The organism is Mesorhizobium sp. Root552, assembly GCF_001427285.1.
In the GTDB taxonomy this organism is placed as follows: Bacteria; Pseudomonadota; Alphaproteobacteria; order Rhizobiales; family Rhizobiaceae; genus Mesorhizobium.
In genome coordinates this window covers 1-2,195 of sequence record NZ_LMFV01000062.1, presented here as the reverse complement: position 1 = coordinate 2,195, position 2,195 = coordinate 1, and the positions used below count along the sequence as shown (strand labels likewise).

Annotated in this window: 4 protein-coding genes; 3 read left to right on the top strand and 1 reads right to left on the bottom strand. The window is 59.4% G+C overall.

The features are described from left to right. The first annotated feature begins 153 nt into the window (after positions 1 to 153). Positions 154 to 543, top strand: coding sequence for a hypothetical protein (locus ASD50_RS20865; protein WP_056245882.1), 390 nt, complete (start codon positions 154 to 156; stop codon positions 541 to 543). A gap of 23 nt (positions 544 to 566) precedes the next feature. Further along, the gene (locus ASD50_RS20860; RefSeq protein WP_056245879.1) at positions 567 to 911 is read left to right on the top strand and encodes a hypothetical protein; all 345 of its coding nucleotides are present in this window, start codon (positions 567 to 569) and stop codon (positions 909 to 911) included. Positions 912 to 1,022: 111 nt separating this feature from the next. Here the strand turns inward: ASD50_RS20860 and ASD50_RS20855 are convergent, their stop codons facing one another. Then, positions 1,023 to 1,199 carry a hypothetical protein gene (locus tag ASD50_RS20855; protein WP_156465206.1) on the bottom strand — a complete coding sequence of 59 codons (177 nt, stop codon included), beginning with the start codon at positions 1,197 to 1,199 and terminating at the stop codon, positions 1,023 to 1,025. A 367-nt stretch (positions 1,200 to 1,566) separates the two neighbouring features. Between ASD50_RS20855 and ASD50_RS20845 the strand changes: the two genes are divergently transcribed. Further along, on the top strand, positions 1,567 to 2,195 hold a 629-nt coding region (locus ASD50_RS20845), incomplete at its 3' end, for a recombinase family protein (protein ID WP_056245870.1).

Below are 2,195 nucleotides of genomic sequence, written 5' to 3'. Positions count from 1 at the left end.
AGGCCAGCCACTGAAACAGGTGCATGAGATCAGGCGCATCATCGTATCTCCGGCCGAGCGCGAGGAATGGAAGCGTGAACGAGACGAACGCGTCATGCATCACATCGGGGCCGAACGAGATCAGGACCTGATCAYATGGAAGCCTGAGCAGCCATGAGTATTCGCCAATGCAACTCCACATCCCTGCCCTCCCCGGCACAGGTCGAGGCTCTGACAGGTTACGGACTGTCGTCGGCCAATATTGCGAAAATGCTGGATATTGATGAGGACGTCTTGCGCGCGGCCTTCGAACACGAGCTCGACTGTGGCGGCCTGAAGGCMAATGCCAAGGTTGCCGAGAGCCTTTACCGCAAGGCAACCGGCGAAGGTCGCGAATCCGTCACCGCCGCCATCTTCTGGCTGAAAGCCCGCGCCTGCTGGAAGGAGACGAGCATCCACGAGATGGASGGRAAACTCGATACGAACGTCACCTTCGTCACCACCTACGAAGAGCGTCCCTGCGAGCGTGTGGAAACGAAAGACCACGACGCACGCTCGACGTAGCAACAGCCAAGAGAGATGTAGCAATGGAACAGGAGCCTGAAGATCTGGGCCATGGGTTGCCAACTGCCAAAGTGGAAGCCTTGGCCGGCTTCGGGCTATCGCCAGAGGAAATCGCCCATGTCCTGGAGGTCGATCTCGATCTCCTGACATCCAGTTGCGCCCGCGAACTCGAAAATGGCCGCATCAAGGCCAATCTGCGCGTCGCGGAAAGCCTGTACAGGAAGGCGACGGGCGAAGGCCGCGAATCCGTGACTGCGGCAATATTCTGGCTCAAGACAAGGGCCCGCTGGAAGGAAACCAGTTCGACCTCCAYCGATGTCCGCGTCAGCTTTGCCACCCACGAGGAAATACTCGAGCAACTGCGCTGATCGTACAAAGTACGAAACAACGCCAATTGAAGTGCTGCCTGTCGATCCAACTGTTTCCGGCAGGAGCTGGGATCGGTTGAGAGTGTTCCCGCGCTGAAAGATGGAACTCGCCTATTGCCGACGCTCGGCGATCGGGTCGTCCCACGCAAGCTGTTCAATCTTGGAGATGACTAAGTCGAACGTTTTTGATTCTTCCAGCAGCGCCATATCGATGTCGCCGTTTTTCAGCGCGTTCAGCATGTTGCCCTTGAGATCGGCGGAGGCCTCTTCACCCTCATTCTTGGCCACATGCCTCATCGCGTATTCGATACACAAGGATGACCTGTTCAATTTCCGGGCCGGCCATTTCCTCCATATTGTCAGCCATTTGAGGTTCTCCACTTCGTGGTAGTGGAGCAACGCGAGCGCCCGTGAAGGGTTCCCCACATTCAAGTTGTCAGCGAGCCCAAGAATTCAKWGRCCCTGTTGCGCGCTGCCGACAGCAACTTGATCCGGATCCTGCGCAGCGACCATCGGCCGCCCGACGCCGGTCGGCATCCCTTCAGTCCACAGTGCCCCCGAAAACCCCACAAGATCAGTGACTTGACTTGCATCTCGCCCCATATCGAGCACAGTGCAAACGGTGGTTTGCAGTTTGAACACGAGAGCCAACTCCATGTCGCAGTGCGCAATCGCCTACTATCGGGTTTCCACGCAGCGGCAGGGCCGTTCGGGCCTTGGCATCGAGGCGCAGCGTGCCGCCATTGCTCGCTTCGCCGATGCCCAGGCCATCTCGATCCTCGACGAGTTCACCGAGATCGAAACCGGCAAAGGYGCYGATGCGCTGGACCGCAGGCCGCAACTTGCCGGCGCCCTTGCGCTTGCCCGTCACAAAGGCTGCCCSGTSATYGTCGCCAAGCTCGATCGGCTGTCCCGCGATGTCGCCTTCATTGCCGGCCTGATGGTCCAGCGCATTCCATTCATGGTCGCCGAATTAGGCGCCGATGCCGATCCGTTCATGCTGCACCTTTATGCGGCGCTCGCCGAGAAAGAGCGGCGACTGATCTCAGAACGCACCAAAGCCGCCCTCACCTCGCGCAAGACCACCGGAATGAAGCTCGGCAACCCGACCAACGCCGCCGAGGCTGCAGCAAAGGGTCGCCAGATCTCGATGCGCGAAGCTGACAGGTTTGCACAAGCCGTCCTGCCCGTCATTGCCTCCATCCAGCGTTCCGGCATCACCAGCCTGCGCGGGATCGCCACGGCCCTCAACAACCGCGGCATCCACACCCCACGCAATGGCCA